Here is a 17,206-nt window from a genome sequence, read left to right as displayed (position 1 = left end):
ACGACGCCGACCGGGGTGCTCCCATCCGGGGGCACTTTGAGCCCGGATTTCGACGGCGGCGCCTCAGCCGACGGCGTGTCCGAGCCAATGTGCCCCCGGAGCGCGGCCCGCCCGCGGTGAACGGGGGGATGTTGTGCCGGAGACCGGCCGGTGCTTGAGGCGAGAGGTGGGTACCTGGTGCCGGGTCGGCCGCCGGCTTTGTTGTGTGCACGCTCGTCCCGCGGACCGGGTTGCGTCCTTCCGGGGGCACTTTGAGCCCCGATTTCGACGACGGCGCCTCAGCCGACGGCGTGTCCGAGCCAATGTGCCCCCGGAGTGCGCGGACGGGAGCCTAGCTGCGGAAGTTCACGAACTGCAGGTCGGCCTCGTCGAAGCCCTTGAGCAGGTTCATGGTCTCCTGAAGGTCGTCGCGGGACTTGGAGGTCACACGGAGCTCGTCGCCCTGGATCTGCGACTTGACGGATTTGGGGGCCTCGTCGCGGATGAGCTTGGTGATCTTCTTGGCCAGGTCCTGCGCAATGCCCTCCTTGATGGTGGCCTCGAGCCGGAACTCCTTGCCGGAAGGGTAGGGCTCGCCCGTGTCGAGGGACTTCAAGGAAATGCCGCGGCGGATGAGCTTGGACTGCAGCACGTCCAGGACGGCGAGCACGCGCTCCTCGGAGTTGGCCTTCATGAGGATCGTCTCGCCGCTGAAGTCGACCTCGGCACCGACGCCCTTGAAGTCGTAGCGCTGGACCAGTTCCTTCTGCGCCTGGTGCAGCGCATTGGCGACTTCCTGCTTGTCGACCTTGCTGACGACGTCGAATGTTGATTCGCCTGCCATGACTGTCCTCCTGATGGTTGGGGGGGGGTGCCCGGTGAGGGCTTTGGTGTCTGCAATCCAGCCTAGTACGGATGCCCCTGATGTGAAGGCCGGCGGGGCGTTGTCACGTTCACAGTGCGCTCAAAGCTGAGCCATGGCGGGAACGAAGTTTCGGGTGGCACAGTTGCGGGAGTTGGAAGAGTCGTTCGAAAGGCGCAGGTTATGCAGCACAAGGCCGTCCGGTATGTCATCCGCTCCACCGCAGCCGCCGCTGGCGGTCTCGCCACCGCCGCGACGTCGGTGGCGGCCGCAACGCTGGCGGCCTCAATCATCTTCAGCCCCGCCGCGGAAGCCTCGTCGAGGCTGGACGGCGTCCACGCCGATCTGGCACGTGCCATTGCGCTGAACCAGATCACGGAGGAGCAGGCTGCAAAGTTCGAATCCAAACTCGCCGGCCGCATCCTGGGGGAAGCCTGACTTTCCGGGCTTTTTAGGGCTCCAAAGCGCCGATTCGATTCTTGAGCAGAAGTTCTGTAAAGTTGTCTTGCCCGCGGTTACTGGAAGCGGAACGGACTGGAAACAGGCGTTCTGAACAGAGTGGCCGCGAGTGATCTTCTTTTGAAGTTCGGCAGATTACCCGAGCGGCCAAAGGGGGCTGACTGTAAATCAGCTGGCAACGCCTACGGGGGTTCGAATCCCTCATCTGCCACCCAAACGAAGGCCCGTAATTCCCTAGAAACTAGGCGAATTGCGGGCCTTTGTCATTCCCCCACAACCGCCCGTGGCAACGCTTTGGCAACATTCACCTGTGAAACAACGGCATCCAAGGCGTCGGCAACAGCGTCCAGATCCTCGTCAAACAAGTCCGCGTAGATGTCCAGCGTCATGGCGGCGGAGGAATGTCCAAGCGTCCGCTGGACGGCTTTGACGTTCGCCCCGGCCGAAACGGCGAAGGACGCCGCGGAATGCCTGAGGTCGTGCGGCGTGATTCTCGGCACGCCCGACTTCTTCACGGCTCCGGAGAACCAGCCGCCCCGGTCCTCCTGCACACAAGTGCTTCGAAGGTAGCCGCCGTCGACGCCAGTGAAGATCAAATCGTCCCCCACCTTGCCCTCGCACTGTCTCGCCAACGGCACGCTGCTGAACTTTTGGAACGGCACCGGGCGCTGTTTGTGGTTCTTCGGCGTCCCGACCTCGACGCGCGACCCGACCTCAACGGCGTTCTCCACGACCTGGAGGCGCGGTTTCAGTGCATCCAGGTCCTTCACCCGAAGCCCGACAGCTTCCCCCCGGCGCAGCCCGCAATAGGCGAGGACGAGACCGAGCGCCGGATTCACCAGCACCCTCCGGTCATCCACGGCACCATCGAGGACTGCCGCCAGTATCCCGTAGGCGGGGATGACGATCGTCGCGCTCTTGGGCTTGCGTTTTTCAGCGTCGCTGCCCTTCGTCAGCCCCGACACCCAGTCCTGCACGGCAGTCTTGGACTCGTCCGCCACTGTTATATTGGATGATGTAACTATCAAATAGTCAAGCAGCGTGCAGCGCCACTGGCAGGAAGGCAGGCATGGAGGAATTCTCGGATTTCCGGGCACCGTTGTATGAGGTGAAGGCGAACCTTTTTAAGGGACTGGCGCATCCCGTGCGGATCCGGGTGCTGGAGCTCCTGTGTGAGGCCCCGGAGGTGCCGGTGACGGATCTTCTCGCCGCCACGGGCCTGGAGGCCTCGCATCTGTCCCAGCACCTGTCCGTGCTGCGCCGGTACCATCTGGTCCGGGGGGAGCGCCGGGGGCTGCAGATGTTCTATTCCCTGGCGTACCCGCAGGTCGCTGACCTGCTGTCCGTGGCACGCCTGCTGCTGAACAGCATTCTGCACACCACCCGTGAGCAGCTCGAACATTCAGCCGCCACATCCCCTCTGGCTGCGGCAGCCGGCAGTTCACGATGAAGGCCCTCACCGCGGCACGGGCCCTGCTGCCGGGCTGGAAGGATGACGAGGACCTGCCACGCAACCACGTCGCGCATGCCCGGGCCGCTGAACACCCCGCACCGGATGAAACGCGTGACGTCGAGGAGAATCCCGCCCCCGGCAGGATCGTGGCCCTCACCCCGGCACACGCACGGTCCAATGAATGATCAGGAGTATCCTCTGCCGCCAACAGCGCCCCTGGAATCCCGGACCGGCCGGGAGCCCGTGCCGCAATACTTACCGACTTTCGGACGCGCGGCCCTCCTTCTGTTCGACGTCCCGGCACTTCCCGCGGCCCCCGCGAACCCGGCCGGGCTGGCCGCGGCGGTACTGACCGGACCCTCCGCCGTCGTCCCCGCCGGCGGGGCCGTCGCCTTCCCGCACCGCAACGGCCCACCCGGCCGGCCCGCGGAGGCAGCTGCGCTGCGCCCGGACAGGAACCGGCCATGAGCATGGGCGGCATGGCACTGCCTGCATGGAGGCAATCCGGGCCCGGAGGGACCGGGTACCCCTCGACCGCGGAAGCCTGGAACCGCTGGTACACCGGCAATGACCGTGGCTGGGCGCCGGCAAGCTCGCCGGCCACGACCCGGCTGACCCTCGGGAAGGCATGTCCGGAACGTGTGAGACCTCGGTGCTGCACGACAGCACCGAGGTCGCCTCGTGGGCACGGCAGGCCGGCCTGCAGGTCCACTCAGCAGACACCCGGTCACGGCCCGTCCCCGGCGCCCGCCGCCCCGCGTTGGACTGCGTGGTCCTGGCCTGCAGCCCGGCTCGCGCCGGCCCCGTCATCACCCGGGTCCCACCTCCCGCACCCCCACCGACATAGGAGTAAGCAGCGTGGCTCCCGGAACCCGCGCGAGTGACCCTGCCCGGCGGGCGCATTTGACTTGACCAACACATCCGGAGGAATTCTTGGAAAAACGCCTCACTGCCGTCCATGTCGCCGCCGGCGAAGTGGAATTGATCGAAATGCGGGCCGACCAGGCCCGCGCCGCGCTCGTCGAGGCGATGTGCCGCGCCATGGCAGCCGGGGTTCCTCCGGTCACTGCGGCGGCCACCGGCGGAATGAATGTCGCAGAACTCTTCGACGCTGTCCGCCGGCACGCCCCGGCCCTCGCGGCCGGTCCGCACGCAACCAACAACGGTGATGCCCGCCGTCTCTGAGCGCAGTCTCCTGTTCCGGCTGTCAGCCCGCTGCCGGCAGGGCGTGGCGGGGTCGTAGCCGCGGGTTGCCAGCAGAATCTTGGCCGCGGGCGTGAGCTCGATGCCCATGTCCTTGTCCCTGAGGCGCTTTTCCAGCCGCCCGACGAACATGTCCACGATCTCGATGATCTCGTCCTGGGTCAGCTGCGGGAAGACCACAACGTCGTCAACACGGTTCAGGAACTCGGGGCGGAAGTGCTGCTTGAGCTCCTCCGTGACGCGGGCCCGCATCCGGTTGTAGCCGGTCTGCGTGTCCGTGCCGGACTGGAAGCCGGTGGCAACGCTCTTGGAGATGTCCCGGGTGCCGAGGTTGGTGGTCATGATGATCACGGTGTTCTTGAAGTCCACCACCCGGCCCTGGGAGTCGGTCAGCCGGCCGTCTTCTTGATGGTTTCCGGGACCTCTCCGCGGACAATCGCCTGGGCAAGGCCCTCGACGACGGCGGTCTTGCCGACACCGGGCTCGCCGATCAGCAGGGGGTTGTTCTTGGTGCGCCGGGAAAGCACCTGCATGACGCGTTCCATTTCGGACTCGCGGCCAATGACGGGGTCCAGCTTGTTCTCCCGGGCAGCCTGGGTCAGGTTGCGGCCGAACTGGTCCAGGACGACGGAACCGGCAGGAGTGCCTTCGGCCTGGCCCGGGCCAACGCGGGCGCCGGTGGTTTCCTTGCCCTGGTAACCCGAGAGCAGCTGGATGGCCTGCCGGCCCTGCCCGATGATCTCCTGTTGGACCCACCGCCTATCGCTGTCTCGGTCGGGCCCGGGCGGGTCTCAACGCCACGCCCGGACCCCACCGCCACGGCGTTCCCCGACCCAGTTCGGGTAAACCGCCGCGGTATCTCCATTGCTATCTGGCGCCCCGCTGCGCCGGTAAGGGTCCAGTGCCCCGTAAATCAACAATTCCCGTATCCTGCAGTGGCTCGGGCAGAGGTTTACTCCTCGAAATGTGCCTGGACGTCGGCTGTTCCGTCGATAGAAACGATCACGTACTTCGCGACGTCCCTCAGCTTGGTGTTGCGGGTATTGGACGCATCCCTGAGAAACGCAAAAGCCTTCCCGGGTGAGCACCGGTTTTGCGCCATGATCGCCCCGATGGCCATGTCGATGACGGTACGGGACTCCATCGCGGCGACCAGGTCGTCCCGGGCCTCGAGAAGACGGCCGATCCTCAGGGCAAGCCGCAGCGCCTTCGATGCCTGTCGGGCAATGTTTTCCGCCTGCGTGATGTTATCCGTGGTGAACGCCGCCGGGGCCTCAGCGTAGAAGATCAGTGCGGCCCGTGTCTGGTCGTCCAGCTCGACCGGCACTGCCAGAATCGACCGGTAACCCCGCTCGGCGGCCGCCAGCGAGAACACCGGCCACTGCTTGTCGGAGGCCAGGTCCTGAACGTGGATGGTCCGCAGCTCCTGCTCGGCGGTCAGGCACGGCCCGTCCCCCGCCATGTCCTGGATCTGATCCATCGCAACCGCTTCGGGGTCGCTCGCCGCCGTCATCAAAGGTTTCTTCGGCCTCGTCACGGTGACCCCGCAAAGGACAGGCCGCCCCGCAGTGGACAGGAATTCCGCGGCGTACCGGGAGAGCATGTGCAGGAACTCCTGAACGTCCACACTGTCCAGCACCAGGTCCTGGAGGTCCTCAGCAACCACTCCACGCAGCCGCGGCCCACCCTGTTCCATACGAGCCCCTCCCGGCCGGCCCCCTGACCGAGAGTATCCGGCAGTTCCGGAAACCTGAAGAAGCTTAGATCCTGATGACACCTGTCCGCGAGCCGCAGTAACAATCCGAAACCGATGAGACAAAACGGGTGACTCCGGAACCGGACATTCCAGCCCCACGGTCAGGTCCGCCGTGTCGCTGTCCCGGCACGTCGTCTCCATCGATCCGGGAACCTGCCCGGGCTGTGGAGGTAACGTCGTCACTTTTGAGGGGATACCGGAACCGATCCGCTACGCTCCAGATTGGCGGTGCGGCGCGTGCCTGCACCTTCCCGGAGGCAGATGATGACAAAGCACAGCCCGGCAGAGAGACTCGAAGTCGGCCGCAGGGCGCAGCCGGATGGCAGCATTATCGGCCGCGATCCGGGCCTGTCCTGTGATTGTGGTTGTCGTTTTCCAAGTATCAGCGCCGCCGTCCCTTCAACGGCCACCACTGCGTCCGGAACGCTTCCTGATGCTCCTGCCCGGACCTGGACGCTGCAACGTGAGTGGTCCTGGGCGTTCCTGCTGATGTTCCTCGCGGTGCTGCTCGGGGCCGCGGCTACCGTCATCGGTGTCCGGGGAGTCATGAACGAGGTGCATTCGGCAGCCTCACGGCTCCACGCCGAGGCGGACATCATCGCCGGCCTGCGGGCCGCCCTCGATGCCCACGAGCAGGCGGGACTTCTTCTGCTCTCCGGCGTACCCTCGGACCGGCCCTCCTACCTCCAGCAGCAGCAGGAACTTTCTGACCTGTTCGAGAAAGCTGCCATGGTACTTCCAACCGGGATGACCATGCGGGCAGACGTCGTCGTGGCCCGCCGGGCATGGCAGGATAACTTGGCCGCCCATGGCTTGTGGGAAGACCAGGTCCAGGCTGCCGGAGCGGACCGCCTGTCCGACGTTCCTTCCTTCGCCGCGGCGGGTGCCCGTATCCGTACGCAACTGGCCGGTATCGAGCGTTCGTCCCTGGAGGCCCTGGACGTTGGAATCGCCTCCAGTGCAAGGCTCGAACAGCTCGTGATCGTGGCACGCAGTGCGCTGTTCAGCCTGACCGCGGCCGCGGTGCTGTACTTCCGCAGACGGATGATCAAATACCTTATGCAGCCTCTGGAAGGGCTGAGCCGTGGCGTCGCAAAGCTGCGCGCCGGCGATTACCGCCACCGCATCGAGGTGGTCCGCCGCGATGAACTCGGCGAGCTCGCGCAGGCGTTCAACTCCCTGGCCGCCGCCGTCCACGACAGCCACGAGGAACTCACCCACCGGGCCAACCACGATCCACTCACCGGACTCGCCAACCGCGCCGCGCTGACCGAACGCCTTGCCGGCGCTTTCGGACCCGGCCACGACCTCCGGACCCGCCACGCGGGACTGTTATTCATCGACGTCGATGATTTCAAGAATGTCAACGACTCCCTGGGCCACGACAGCGGCGATGCCCTACTCATCCAGCTCACTGCCCGGCTCAAGAGCTGCGTGCGCCCGAACGACCTGGTCGCCCGCCTCGGCGGGGACGAGTTCGCGGTCCTGGTCACGGACCAGGAGGGTATCTCCGGGACCGGCGCGGTCGCTGCACGGATCCACGAGGCCCTGCGCGCACCGTTTCACGTCCGCGAAAACCGACTGATGGTCACCGTGAGCATGGGGGCCGCCCAAAGGCGACCCGGAACGCAGGACCCCTCCACCTTGCTGCGGGAAGCGGACTTCGCGATGTATATGGCCAAACACGGCGGCAAAGGCCGCTACCAGCTCTTTGACGCCGAAGGCTATGACCACATGGCGTACCGGGCCGCCCTCAAAGCCGACCTCCCCGCGGCCACACCCGCGGGGCAGCTCCGCGTTGAATACCAGCCCGTCACCAACTTGCGCACCGGGGCAATCGTGGGCGCTGAAGCACTCGTGCGCTGGCACCACCCCACCCTGGGGATTCTGCCCCCGTCCGAGTTCATCACCCTGGCCGAAGAGACCGGCGACATCGACGCCATCGGCTGCTGGGTGCTGAAGACCGCAACCCAACAAGCCACCGCTTGGCGCCAATGCCTTCCCGGCTGCGAGGACCTCTGGATCGCGGTGAACCTTTCCACGTTCCAGCTCCGAGACCCACAGAGTCTGGCATCCATCAATCGCATCCTCTCCGACCCCACCACCCAAGCAGACAAAGTGGTCCTCGAAGTCACCGAAACTGCCCTGGCGGGCAACGTTGACGGCGGTATCAGCGCCCTTAATACACTCAAAGCCTTAGGCGTCCGCATCGCTATCGACGACTTCGGAACAGGCTTCTCCTCCCTGAGCACGCTCGCTGCGCTGCCCGTGGACATCCTCAAAATCGACCGGTCCTTCCTCACCCCCCAGGAAGGCTACGCACCAGCCACAGCCATGCTCGAAGGTATCCTCGGCCTCGCCCACAAACTCTCCCTCGACGTCATCGCCGAAGGCATCGAAAAACCCGACCAGCTGCACTTTCTCCGCGGCCTCGGGTGCAGCATGGGACAGGGATACCATTTATCCCCGCCCGGTCCCTCCCAGATGATCGAGGCGCTGTTGACCCAAGGCACCAGTCCCCAGCCGGCGCCTGACGTTGAATTCGAAGACACGATCGGCAGCTGACACAAACACCGAACACCACGGCCCGGGGACGGGGCGGGGCTTTGGGACGCCCCGGGGCGGACGCCGGTGTCCGCCCCGGTATTTGTTGCCAGGACCCGGGAGGTAGTTAAGACTGGTCGGGCGCAATCACGGAGAGGGTATCGAGTCCGGCGACGTTCCAGGCGTTCCAGTCTGCCCGGAGGGTGGTCGGACGACCCAGGAAATAGCCCTGCCCTGCGGCCATCCCAAGATCGGTCACAGCTGCCAGTTCCGCACAGGTTTCGATTCCCTGGGCGATCGCCACGGCACCGATCTGTTCGGCCAACCCGACCAGGGCCTCCCCGAGGGCATGGCGCAAGGTGTCGGTATCGATTCCGGCAATGAGGGCGCGGTCCAGTTTGATGATCTCGGGCCGGAGGTGCTTGATGTGGCGGATCGAGGAGAAATACGAGCCCGCATGGTCAACCGCGAGCCGGACTCCGTTACGGCGCAGCGGCGCCAGCGCCGCGACAATCGCAGCGGGCTGCTCGCTTGTCAGGGCTTCAGTGAGTTCCAGGACAATGCGCTCAGGAGGAATTCCCGATCGCTCCAGGAGCCCCGCCAGGAGCGGGTCCAGACACGTGGACGGGGACAGCTTCAGCGCCACATAAAGGCTCTCCGGCAGCTCCTTTGCAGCGGTAAGGGCGGACTCCAGCGACGCGAATTCAAGATCACTTCCCAGCCGCACGTCCCGGGCTCCTGCGAACCAGTCCTCCGCGGCGTCGCTCCCGGTACTGACGAACCGGGTGAGTGCCTCAGCCCCGACAACGCCGCCGTTGGCGAGGTCATGTATCGGCTGGAACGCTGTTATCAGCATCCTGTCTTTCAGGACCGCCTCTACCCTCGAGCTAAGACTCTCTTCCGGCTGGACGGACCATTCAGCGGCCGGAGGCCACGCCCCTGATACAGGGACCGGTGCCGGGCCCTCCGGGTTCACTGGAGGGAAGGTGCCCAGGGACCTGAGCGCGGTCAGGTGCTCTACCAGCGCAATGTCCGGGCGGCCCGGATGGGCCGCCAGATGTTCGCGCAGCTGATCACGGGCGGAAGCCTGCTCGGGCGCAGACCCGGACAGAACGGCATCGATAATCTCGGCCGCCTGCTTCCGGATGCCCGGCACGTCATCACTCACCGGACCAGCCGCCCCCGGGTCAGCAGGATGCGGGGTAACAGTGCGTTCCGGATCGGAGGATCGGTCCATCGACATTGGCTATTCCTTTGTTCCCCGGTTCCGACTGAGTCCGGAACCGGCCTGGCCGCTCGACTACTTCTCCTGGCCGCGAGGTGCCGGGTGCGGGACAGGAAACCGGGGGCGTGAACCACACTGTACAACGAGGCGGTCGGCGGTTCTTCATGAAGTCGTCAGAGAACCCGGAAAGACGATTTCCAGTCGACTGTAGCGCAAGATCCTTACCCTGATCCGGGAGTTAACGCAGGTGTTGAGCAGGATGGGCGCAGTTTCGTTTCCGAACACAATGGGCGTGGGTAGCTTGGCTGTAGACCGTGGGGGCCTGCCGAAAGGGTGATTTCCCGCGGCAGGCCAGGTGCCCTTCCTGGACCTCTTTTCGATTCCAGCAAAGGTCTCAAACCATGCGCAATCTCTCCCGTGTCTCTCTCGCCGTTGCCGTTTCGGCTGCCCTCGTCGGCTCCATCGCCCTTCCGGCGACTGCCGCCCCGACGGCGGACACTACGGTCACCGTTCTGGTTGAACCTGGTGTTCTGTCGGTCTCCGCACCCGGCACTGCCAATCTCGGCACCGTGACGCCAGGAGGCACTACCTCCGTCCCCCTCACGGCCGTCCAGGTCACCGACAACCGTGCAGGCGTAACCGGATGGCAGGCTCAGGTCATCCTGACCGGCTTTGTAGGTACCGCCGTCCCTGCCCGCACCATCCCTGCCTCCGCAGCCACCTACACCCCGGCCGCGCCGACGGTCACCGGCACCGCGACGGTCACGCCGGCCACGCAGGTGGACCTGTCTACCGCCAAAACGGTCCAGACGGCGACGGCAGTCTCCGGCAACAACACCGCCACCTGGGACGCCAGCCTGAGCATCCTCGCGCCGGCCGGCACCCTGGCGGACACGTACACTGCCACGATGACCCACTCGTTCCTCTAAGCGCTCCAACGCATCAGCGTCGGGTTCCCCGGTCCGGCAAACCGCCAGCGCCCGGGAACCCGACGTTGACAGCAACGGCACCACCCACGACCATGCAGAGGCACTTCTTGCGTTCCCTGATGACTCTAATCGCGATGATCCTGCTCGCCTTCTCCCCGGTGGCTGCAGCCGTCGCGGCTGACGTCCCTCGCGCGACGACCCCGGCTCCGCCTCCGTCGCAGCCGGCCGGGGTCGGAATTCGGCTGCTGGACATCCCCGCCGGCACCCAGAACGACCCGCGGGCGCGGACCTACATTGTTGACAGGCTCGCACCCGGTACCGAGATCAAGCGCCGGGTCCGGGTCGAGAACAATACCGGATCCGCGCAGTCCATCCGCGTCTATCAGGGCGCCGCGCACATCGAGGCCGGCGCCTTCATCGGCGATGACGAGACGGTTAAAAGCGACCTCACCACCTGGACCCAGGTCGCCCGGCCCCAGGTTGATCTGCCAGCCGGTGCCGCCGCCGAAATCCTGGTGACGATCACGGTCCCGTCCGACGCGGCTGAAGGTGAGCAGTACGGCGCCATCTGGGCCGAAGTACGGAGCCCCGCGGACAAGGGCGGCGTCGTGCAGGCCAACCGGGTCGGCATCCGCATCTACCTCTCTGTGGGACCGGGCAACGGCAAACCGGCCGATTTTGCCATTGATTCCGTCACCGCCGGCCGCGGCAATGACGGCAACCCTGTGCTGAGCGCCGTTGTCACGAACACGGGCGGACGCGCACTCGACATCACCGGCGGGCTCAGCCTGACAGGTGGCCCCGGCGGCCTCTCCGCTGGCCCCTTCAACGTGCAGAAGGCGACAACCCTCGCCCCGGGCAACGCCCAGACCGTCACCTTTACCACCCCCGCCGTACTCCCCAACGGGCCTTGGACGGCCCACATCAAGCTAACGAGCGGTCTGCTGGAGCGGACGGCGTCCGCAACGGTCACCTTCCCTGACACCGGCCCCGGTCCGACCGTCGCCGCGACACCCGAGGACGGTTTCCCGTGGCTGCCGCTGGCCGCGACCGCTGCCGTCCTGCTCATGGCCGCGGCCGCAGCAGTTGTGTTCATGCGGCGCCTTCGCCGACGGAACCGCGCCGCGGCCGCCGTACCCGGGACCCGACGCTCCCAGCGCGAACACGCGAGTGTCAGGGAATGAATTCAGCAGAGTAGCCGAGGGGTGACGGCATGACGGATAAAGAACCGGGTACACCGCGGGTGCGGGACGCTCTCGTGTGCGTGCTGGTTGTCCAGGTCGTCTTCGCCCTTTCCGCCGGTGCCGCCCTGATCCTGGATCCTGCCAGCATGCTGGATCATCCCGGCGTCCAACTGCTAACCGGATCGCTGATCGTGATGCCGATCGTCATGGCCACCGTTCTTGCCCTGCGGTTCCGCAGGAACCACCGCGCTGAGAGCATCAGATCCCTAAATGATGCCCAACTGATGGACACGGTCCTGCGCACCAGCCGTGACTGGGTATGGGCGGTGAATGACCAGGGAATCTTCACTTTCTCCAATCCGGCCAGCGCCACCATGCTGGGCTGGCCGCCCGCGGACCTGATTGGCAGGCATTGCAACGTCGTCATCGAACCCGCCGACCTCGCGAGATCATGGAAAGCCGTTCAGACATCGGATATAGAATCCGGCTCCCCGTGGACCGGAGCCATCGTGCGCTGCCGGCACCGGGACGGCACCACAGTCTGGATGGACGTCACCGGCACCCTCCGCCAGGCCCGTGAGGGACAACGCGTCGGATTCGAAGGCACCGGCCGGCCCCTGCCCCCGGAATCAGCACAGGCGGCAGCCGCCTCAGAGAGCAGAACCCGGATCCTGGCGATGATCGATCAGAAGCTGCTCCTGACCGCCTTCCAGCCCATCCACGACCTGACCACAGGACACCTCATCGGTGTCGAGGCTCTGACGCGGTTCGTCGAAGAGGACGGGGTGGGTGCGGAGTACTGGTTCGCCGAGGCCGCGGTCGCCGGCCTTGTGTCCGACCTCGATTTCGCCGCCCTGGAGACAGCATTGGAAGCCGCCTTGTGCCTGCCTCCCTCCATTTACGTGGCCCTGAACATTTCACCGTCGACCTGTCTGGACCCAAGGCTCCCGGGACTTCTGAAACGTTCCGGTCTGCCGCTGAAGAGAATCGTCCTGGAACTAACAGAGCGACTGGAAGTATCCGAATACACTCCCCTCATCTCTGCTCTGAAGCCGCTCCGGCAGCGGGGGTTGCGAATTGCGGTCGACGACGCCGGCTCGGGCTTCGCCTCCATGCGTCACATCCTGCACGTCCGGCCCGACATCATCAAGCTGGACCGCAGCCTCATCGCAGGGATCGACGACAACCAAGGCCAACTCGCACTCGGTGCCGCCCTCGCCGAGTTCGCCCGGCAGATCGGCGCCACCCTTGTCGCCGAAGGCATCGAAACACCCGAAGAGCTTGCCGCCGTTGCCGGGCTCGGCATGACCGCAGCACAGAGCTATCTCATCGGCAGACCCTCGGTCCACCCGAGGGACTGGGCCGCATGGTACGAGAACTCAGGTCCGGGCCCGCGCCGCCGAAAGTGAGTGAATGCAGGTCTCCCGTTACGGGCATGAGGCGCTGGAACAGCGCGTGGTGCCCCCTGATGGAGGCTGCTCCGCGCTTCTCCCGCTCAGAGCCGCTGATGCTGCGCCGACAGCCTCCTGTAGCGCGGCTTGGACCTGAGCCATATGGAGTTCGATCTCAAATGAAATGTCATGCCAAATTACAAAACTTGACTCCTGACTTAACAAAAATGTGCAAAGCGCCCCTGCCCCTAGTAGTTTGAGCACTGTCGCATTGAATACCTCCTCGGTTCGGGCAAACGCGGAGTGTCAGACAAGGGGAACCATGATCGCTTCAGACGTGGCTGTAGTAGTCGAAGATGACGCGGACGTGCGCAATCTTCTTTCGGCTGCGCTTCTACAGTCGGGATTTGAAGTCCACATTGCCTCCGCCGGGCGCGAGGGTGTTGACGTTGTGCGCGATCAACAGGCCGATCTGGTGATCCTGGATGTCGGACTCCCCGACATCGACGGATTAGAGGTCCTGCGGCGGATCCGTCAGTTCAGCAACGCCTACGTAGTGATGGTCACCGGACGAACAGAAGAACCTGACCTGCTCACTGCACTTCATGCCGGAGCCGATGACTACATCACGAAACCGTTCCGTCCGAGGGAGATGCGCGCAAGGATCGCGGCCATGATGCGCAGGCCCCGCCGACAGGACTCCGGGGACCACCCTGACCCCGCGCACCAGGCACCCTCGGATCAGCGGGACGATTCGGTCTTCCGACACAACGGGTTGACGCTCAACTACAAGAGGCGCACTGCTGACGTGGACGGCGCCCCAATTGAACTGACGCGCAGCGAGTTCGACCTCCTTCACGAGCTGCTGCAGGGAGGCGGAGAAGTTCTCTCGAGAACTCAACTGGTTCGCGTCGTCCGGGGCGAGCACTACCCCCACGACACCTACATCAGCGAATCAGATGAGCGCGCCGTCGAGGTGCATCTCGGAAACCTCCGCCGCAAGCTCCGGGAAAATCCGGCATCGCCCCGCTGGTTACAGACCGTCAGGGGCGTGGGCTACCGGCTCGCAGCGGAAAGGTCAGAATGGATGTAGCTGCGCCGCAGTTCCTTCACGATCGCAGTGCCATATTTGGCAAGCACGGACAGAAACATCCGGCCCTCACGCAGCTCTCCGCCCCGGCTGATGACCTCAAGTGTTCCTGCCAGGTGCGCCAGCCGAGCCCCCAAACCATGGCGGATGGGACCTTCAGGCTGATAACCGCGTCAAGGGCTGACGCTCGAGCCTTAGACTCCACAACTGCGACCAGACGGCGGCGGCGCTGGCCAAGGCATGACGTTTCCAGCCCACTCCATCGCCCGGTCGTGACAGCGCCGAACGTGGAACCGACAGGTTCCGGAGGCTTTTTCTTTGTGCTTTCGAGCCATGCCGCCCGGCTCGTGCCGGGCGGCATGGGTCAAGGGATTTAGGGGCTGCCCTGCAGCGGGGACTTTGACAGGATCCAGGTGTTCGTCCCGTCCTGGCGTTCGAACGTGACGGTGGTGACCAGGGCGCGGATGAGCGCGAGCCCGCGCCCTGACTCGGCCTCGCCGTCAGGCATGGCAGAGTCAGTGTGCATGGGGTCAGGGCAGGCCGCGCCGAAGGCGCTGAGCCGGGCCTCCAGCCTGACGGACGTGACGCTGATGTCGACCCCGAGTTCCACCGGCGCTGCCGATTCGGGAACCGCATGCTGCACCACGTTGCTGGCCGCTTCGATCACGGCCGTGGCGAACGTCATGCGGTCCATGTCCGGAACAAAGGAGGCGTCATCCCACAGCCCGTCCAGCTCCGCGTGCACGGCCTCGACTACTTCCGGAAGGGCCGCCTGGCGCAGCGTCCGCCGGGCGAGAACGTCAGTCATCACCGAAAGCTTCAGCTGCGGAGGGATAGGAGGTCAGGACCTTGTCCATGCTGGTCAGGCCCAGGACCATTTGAACCTGGGGCTGAACTGCGGCGATCCGGAGATCGCCGCCGGCCTGCCGGGCGGCTTTGAGGCATCCGATGAGGGCTCCGAGGCCGGAGGAGTCCATAAAGGCCGTCTCTTCCAGGTTGATCACGATCCTCGCGGAACCCGCAGCGACAACTTCCGCGACCATTTCCCGCAGTTTCGGCGCGGAAACCATGTTGAGCCGGCCCGCGGCTGATATCACGGCGTAGCTGTCATTCACTTTGTAGCTCAGGTGCACGGACTGCCCTTTCTTTGGATGACCCGTTGTTGACATCGGTCTCGTCTTCGGAATCGCCCGCTCCGTACCCTCGGTATCTGACGGCGCGGACCAGGATGCTCATGACGATGAGGTCAAACACCACCCAGACTACGTTGACCAGGGTGCCGACCGGTTCGGACATTCCGGCAGCCAGCCGCCCAATCCCGACAGCCGCCGCGATGGCCAGCAGGACGGACACCACAAGCTGCGGCCGGATCAGGCTCCACCGCGGGCCGCCGGACTGCCGGTCCTTGGGTGTGACGGCGAAGCCGAGGGGGCGTCCGAACCAGACGTTGCGGGCCGCCGTCGTGCAGGCTTTAATCCAGGTCGGAAACAAAGCGAGGCTGTATTGCTGCCCGCGCCAGGTGGGGATGCCCTTCCCGGCCACGGCGAACAGGAACTGGTTCACCACCATGAACGGTATGAATCTCACGAAAAAATCCGCGCTGAGGCTGCTGACGGGCAGGATTCCGAAGAGCAGGTAGACGATGGGCGCGGCGAAATAGACGACGGCGGCGAAGCCGCTGAGGTAGGTCCACATGGTCGCGAAGTACATCAGCCGCTGGCCCCACTTGAGTCCCCGCTGGACCAGGGGGTTTTCCCGCAGGAAGACCTGCATGGTGCCCTGGGCCCAGCGAAGCCGCTGGGTGAGCATGGTGCCGACGTCCTCCGGCGCCAGCCCGTACGCCAGGACCTCATGGTGGTACACGCTCTGCCATCCCATGGCGTGCAGCCGCATGGCGGTTGCCATGTCCTCGGTCACGGAGATGGTGGCCAGCGGCATGACCGGCTGGGCCTCGCCGGTACGTTCCACGGACAAGGCGTCCAGAACCGCCTGGACGGACTCGATCGCCCCGAGCGGCGACCAGTCACGGGCGGACATCCGGTGCACCGCATCCTCGGTCACCACCGGCACTCCCGCTTCGCCGATTTCCACCGGCGCCATCGCCGCAATCTCCTCCAGGTCAGCCTGAAGGGCGGATACGTCGGCCAGCACCAAGGCCTGGACGGCCCGGTCAACCCGGCGCCGCGCACGGTAGGTGATCTCGCTCAGGGACCCGCCGGCGTCGAGCTGCCTGGAGGCCTCGAGGGTTGCCGCTTCGACCTCGTTGAGTGTTTCGTGCAGCAGGGTGGATCCGTTGTCCGCAGCTTTGCGTGCTTTGCGGATGGCGGCCTGGGAAGCGCGGAGGGCGCGCCGGATACTCTTTTCCGTTTCCCTGACGTAGCCAACCAGCCCCAGCTGCATCAGGGCCTCCCGCCGGAGGACGGCGTTGGAGCCGCAGAAAAACGCAGCATTCCAGCCGTCTTTCCCCCGCTGGATCGGGCCGTAGAACAGAGGTGCCTGGCTGCCCAGCGGATCGTGCGCCGGAACATTGCTGAAGTACTGGGGCGTCTGGACGAGGGCGACTTTCCTGTTGTTGAAGTAGCCCAGAGTGTTGTCCAGAATGTCCGGTTCGGGGATCTGGTCCGCGTCAAGGATGAGCAGGAACTCACCCTCGGTCATCATGAGCGCGTTATTCAGGTTTCCGGCTTTGGCATGCCGGGGCATCCCGTGCCACTCTGCACTGCGGGTCACGTACCCCAGGCCGTTCGCGGCGGCCATTTCCCGGAACTCCGGCCGGTCGCCGTCGTCAAGGATCCACGTGCCGTGCGGGTGCCGGATTTCTTTGGCGGCGAGCGCTGTTGTCATCACCAGCTCCAGCGGCTCGTTGTACGTGGTGATGAAAACGTCAACGGTGGCATCCGGGGGAGCGGTTGCCGGGGGCGTGCGGCTCTTCAGCCGCCAGACCGTCATCCCGAAGAGCAGGACGTCGATCAGGCTGTAGGTTTCGGCGGCGACGAGCGGCACGGCTATCCACCACGCGTCCCAGTTCAGCGACGACAGCCAGCGCCAGGCAACGTAGTTGACGCCGGTCAGCAGCGTCAGCACCACGACGAGCCGGACCCAGAAGAGCTTCACAGTCACGGGGGAGTTCT

18 protein-coding genes, 1 tRNA gene and 1 pseudogene are annotated in these 17,206 nt (G+C 65.3%); 11 read left to right on the top strand and 9 right to left on the bottom strand.

What is annotated here, in order from left to right:
• Positions 1 to 331: 331 nt before the first annotated feature.
• A complete protein-coding gene (locus tag ASPU41_RS01415; protein WP_069949393.1) occupies positions 332 to 823 on the bottom strand; it encodes a YajQ family cyclic di-GMP-binding protein in 492 nt (163 codons plus the stop codon).
• A gap of 201 nt (positions 824 to 1,024) precedes the next feature.
• On the opposite strand from ASPU41_RS01415, the gene ASPU41_RS01410 reads away from it, so the two are divergent.
• Together ASPU41_RS01410 and ASPU41_RS01405 are read left to right on the top strand one after the other, a co-directional pair.
• Positions 1,025 to 1,279, top strand: a complete 255-nt coding sequence (locus tag ASPU41_RS01410) for a hypothetical protein (RefSeq protein ID WP_069949392.1) — start codon at positions 1,025 to 1,027, stop codon at positions 1,277 to 1,279.
• Positions 1,280 to 1,429: 150 nt separating this feature from the next.
• Positions 1,430 to 1,511: transfer RNA gene (locus tag ASPU41_RS01405), tRNA-Tyr, on the top strand.
• A gap of 52 nt (positions 1,512 to 1,563) precedes the next feature.
• Here ASPU41_RS01405 and ASPU41_RS01400 read toward each other — a convergent pair.
• A complete protein-coding gene (locus tag ASPU41_RS01400) occupies positions 1,564 to 2,301 on the bottom strand; it encodes a tyrosine-type recombinase/integrase (RefSeq protein WP_069949391.1) in 738 nt (245 codons plus the stop codon).
• A 68-nt stretch (positions 2,302 to 2,369) separates the two neighbouring features.
• Here ASPU41_RS01400 and ASPU41_RS01395 point away from each other — a divergent pair, with 68 nt between their 5' ends.
• The 4 genes from ASPU41_RS01395 (at position 2,370) to ASPU41_RS23935 (ending at position 3,938) form a co-directional block, all read left to right on the top strand.
• Positions 2,370 to 2,750, top strand: a complete 381-nt coding sequence (locus ASPU41_RS01395) for an ArsR/SmtB family transcription factor (RefSeq protein WP_069949390.1) — start codon at positions 2,370 to 2,372, stop codon at positions 2,748 to 2,750.
• A complete protein-coding gene (locus ASPU41_RS01390; RefSeq protein ID WP_069949389.1) occupies positions 2,747 to 2,938 on the top strand; it encodes a hypothetical protein in 192 nt (63 codons plus the stop codon). The genes ASPU41_RS01395 and ASPU41_RS01390 overlap by 4 nt, the downstream gene beginning before the upstream one ends.
• A 58-nt stretch (positions 2,939 to 2,996) precedes the next feature.
• Positions 2,997 to 3,221 (top strand): hypothetical protein, encoded by a 225-nt coding sequence (locus ASPU41_RS23940; RefSeq protein WP_442856228.1) that lies wholly within the window; start codon positions 2,997 to 2,999, stop codon positions 3,219 to 3,221.
• A gap of 465 nt (positions 3,222 to 3,686) precedes the next feature.
• The gene (locus tag ASPU41_RS23935; protein ID WP_442856227.1) at positions 3,687 to 3,938 is read left to right on the top strand and encodes a hypothetical protein; all 252 of its coding nucleotides are present in this window, start codon (positions 3,687 to 3,689) and stop codon (positions 3,936 to 3,938) included.
• Positions 3,939 to 3,976: 38 nt separating this feature from the next.
• Here the strand turns inward: ASPU41_RS23935 and ASPU41_RS23930 are convergent.
• The 3 genes and pseudogenes from ASPU41_RS23930 to ASPU41_RS01380 form a co-directional block, all read right to left on the bottom strand.
• A pseudogene (locus ASPU41_RS23930) lies at positions 3,977 to 4,361 on the bottom strand (AAA family ATPase); the annotation flags it as partial.
• The gene (locus tag ASPU41_RS23925) at positions 4,346 to 4,489 is read right to left on the bottom strand and encodes an AAA family ATPase (protein ID WP_442856226.1); all 144 of its coding nucleotides are present in this window, start codon (positions 4,487 to 4,489) and stop codon (positions 4,346 to 4,348) included. The pseudogene ASPU41_RS23930 and the gene ASPU41_RS23925, both read right to left, overlap by 16 nt.
• 419 nt (positions 4,490 to 4,908) lie before the next feature.
• On the bottom strand, positions 4,909 to 5,652 hold the full coding sequence (locus ASPU41_RS01380; RefSeq protein WP_069949387.1) for a GAF and ANTAR domain-containing protein: 744 nt from the start codon (positions 5,650 to 5,652) through the stop codon (positions 4,909 to 4,911).
• A gap of 321 nt (positions 5,653 to 5,973) precedes the next feature.
• On the opposite strand from ASPU41_RS01380, the gene ASPU41_RS01375 reads away from it, so the two are divergent.
• A complete protein-coding gene (locus ASPU41_RS01375; protein WP_231941132.1) occupies positions 5,974 to 8,277 on the top strand; it encodes a putative bifunctional diguanylate cyclase/phosphodiesterase in 2,304 nt (767 codons plus the stop codon).
• 106 nt (positions 8,278 to 8,383) lie between these two features.
• On the opposite strand, the gene ASPU41_RS01370 is transcribed toward ASPU41_RS01375, so the two are convergent.
• On the bottom strand, positions 8,384 to 9,499 hold the full coding sequence (locus tag ASPU41_RS01370; protein WP_069949386.1) for an EAL domain-containing protein: 1,116 nt from the start codon (positions 9,497 to 9,499) through the stop codon (positions 8,384 to 8,386).
• A gap of 383 nt (positions 9,500 to 9,882) precedes the next feature.
• Between ASPU41_RS01370 and ASPU41_RS01365 the strand changes: the two genes are divergently transcribed.
• The 4 genes from ASPU41_RS01365 to ASPU41_RS01350 all read left to right on the top strand — a co-directional run bounded on the left by ASPU41_RS01365 (position 9,883) and on the right by ASPU41_RS01350 (position 14,078).
• Positions 9,883 to 10,410 carry a hypothetical protein gene (locus ASPU41_RS01365; RefSeq protein ID WP_069949385.1) on the top strand — a complete coding sequence of 176 codons (528 nt, stop codon included), beginning with the start codon at positions 9,883 to 9,885 and terminating at the stop codon, positions 10,408 to 10,410.
• A gap of 119 nt (positions 10,411 to 10,529) precedes the next feature.
• Positions 10,530 to 11,594 (top strand): hypothetical protein, encoded by a 1,065-nt coding sequence (locus tag ASPU41_RS01360; protein ID WP_069952397.1) that lies wholly within the window; start codon positions 10,530 to 10,532, stop codon positions 11,592 to 11,594.
• Between the two features lie 29 nt (positions 11,595 to 11,623).
• Entirely contained in the window at positions 11,624 to 13,003 is a 1,380-nt protein-coding gene (locus tag ASPU41_RS23170) for a sensor domain-containing phosphodiesterase (protein WP_231941131.1), read from the top strand.
• 304 nt (positions 13,004 to 13,307) lie between these two features.
• Complete coding sequence (locus tag ASPU41_RS01350; protein WP_069949383.1) at positions 13,308 to 14,078, top strand: response regulator transcription factor; 771 nt, start codon at positions 13,308 to 13,310, stop codon at positions 14,076 to 14,078.
• Positions 14,079 to 14,448: 370 nt separating this feature from the next.
• Here the strand turns inward: ASPU41_RS01350 and ASPU41_RS01345 are convergent, their stop codons facing one another.
• The 3 genes from ASPU41_RS01345 to ASPU41_RS01335 are packed head-to-tail and all read right to left on the bottom strand — an operon-like array spanning position 14,449 to position 17,189.
• On the bottom strand, positions 14,449 to 14,883 hold the full coding sequence (locus ASPU41_RS01345) for an ATP-binding protein (RefSeq protein WP_069949382.1): 435 nt from the start codon (positions 14,881 to 14,883) through the stop codon (positions 14,449 to 14,451).
• Positions 14,876 to 15,208, bottom strand: a complete 333-nt coding sequence (locus ASPU41_RS01340) for an STAS domain-containing protein (protein ID WP_157356893.1) — start codon at positions 15,206 to 15,208, stop codon at positions 14,876 to 14,878. Before ASPU41_RS01340 ends, ASPU41_RS01345 begins: the two co-directional genes overlap by 8 nt.
• The gene (locus tag ASPU41_RS01335) at positions 15,183 to 17,189 is read right to left on the bottom strand and encodes a glycosyltransferase family 2 protein (protein ID WP_069952396.1); all 2,007 of its coding nucleotides are present in this window, start codon (positions 17,187 to 17,189) and stop codon (positions 15,183 to 15,185) included. Before ASPU41_RS01335 ends, ASPU41_RS01340 begins: the two co-directional genes overlap by 26 nt.
• Between the last annotated feature and the right edge of the window lie 17 nt (positions 17,190 to 17,206).

Origin of the sequence: Arthrobacter sp. U41, from assembly GCF_001750145.1 — a bacterium.
Lineage (GTDB): Bacteria > Actinomycetota > Actinomycetes > Actinomycetales > Micrococcaceae > Arthrobacter.
This window is presented reverse-complemented; position numbering and strand designations above follow the sequence as displayed.

Coding starts and splice junctions, on each gene's coding strand:
- ASPU41_RS01415 (WP_069949393.1), bottom strand. CDS start 823: ATGGCAGGCGAATCAACATTCGACGTCGTCAGCAAGGTCGACAAGCAG.
- ASPU41_RS01390 (WP_069949389.1), top strand. CDS start 2,747: ATGAAGGCCCTCACCGCGGCACGGGCCCTGCTGCCGGGCTGGAAGGAT.
- ASPU41_RS01395 (WP_069949390.1), top strand. CDS start 2,370: ATGGAGGAATTCTCGGATTTCCGGGCACCGTTGTATGAGGTGAAGGCG.
- ASPU41_RS01410 (WP_069949392.1), top strand. CDS start 1,025: ATGCAGCACAAGGCCGTCCGGTATGTCATCCGCTCCACCGCAGCCGCC.
- ASPU41_RS01380 (WP_069949387.1), bottom strand. CDS start 5,652: ATGGAACAGGGTGGGCCGCGGCTGCGTGGAGTGGTTGCTGAGGACCTC.
- ASPU41_RS01360 (WP_069952397.1), top strand. CDS start 10,530: ATGACTCTAATCGCGATGATCCTGCTCGCCTTCTCCCCGGTGGCTGCA.
- ASPU41_RS01370 (WP_069949386.1), bottom strand. CDS start 9,499: ATGTCGATGGACCGATCCTCCGATCCGGAACGCACTGTTACCCCGCAT.
- ASPU41_RS23925 (WP_442856226.1), bottom strand. CDS start 4,489: ATGCAGGTGCTTTCCCGGCGCACCAAGAACAACCCCCTGCTGATCGGC.
- ASPU41_RS23170 (WP_231941131.1), top strand. CDS start 11,624: ATGACGGATAAAGAACCGGGTACACCGCGGGTGCGGGACGCTCTCGTG.
- ASPU41_RS01365 (WP_069949385.1), top strand. CDS start 9,883: ATGCGCAATCTCTCCCGTGTCTCTCTCGCCGTTGCCGTTTCGGCTGCC.
- ASPU41_RS01345 (WP_069949382.1), bottom strand. CDS start 14,883: ATGACTGACGTTCTCGCCCGGCGGACGCTGCGCCAGGCGGCCCTTCCG.
- ASPU41_RS01375 (WP_231941132.1), top strand. CDS start 5,974: ATGATGACAAAGCACAGCCCGGCAGAGAGACTCGAAGTCGGCCGCAGG.
- ASPU41_RS01350 (WP_069949383.1), top strand. CDS start 13,308: ATGATCGCTTCAGACGTGGCTGTAGTAGTCGAAGATGACGCGGACGTG.